At 43.9% G+C, this 433-nt stretch carries 1 pseudogene; it reads right to left on the reverse strand.

The window, feature by feature from the left end:
- Nucleotides 1-170, reverse strand: a pseudogene (locus B3180_RS15760) (sprT domain-containing protein); the annotation flags it as partial.
- Between the last annotated feature and the right edge of the window lie 263 nt (nt 171-433).

Consider the following 433-nt stretch of genomic DNA (forward strand, 5'->3'; position numbering starts at 1 on the left):
ATTGTTTTACCGTGCTTAGATACCCAACGATCAGGTGAGAAATACCCCATCACGCCCTTTTGTCTCTGCGCCGTGAAAATCACCTGGGGCAATCTCCCATCAAACAGCGTTTGATTGAAGTGCTCGTATGCTTTTTGCAATGCACCGTACAACTCACTCGTTGGCTGCATAACGCTCCCTAATACTGGATCGTACAATCCAATCCTTAGTTAAAAAAATGGCTACTTTTGGTTTCTCAGTCGAATCACAGAACGACGAACAGCTGCTGTCTCATTATTCATATTCATCGACTGGCATTGCTCATGAGAATAAACCCGGATGTTCTTTGCCGAAGGCAAGGAACGAATAAACTCCACTAGATTCTTGGTATCTTCAGACACTTGGCCACCATTGATCATAAATCACCCCAACAACGATAAGAAAACGCACCAAA

It is taken from the genome of Idiomarina sp. UBA4206 (assembly GCF_002383015.1).
Lineage (GTDB): Bacteria > Pseudomonadota > Gammaproteobacteria > Enterobacterales > Alteromonadaceae > Idiomarina > Idiomarina abyssalis.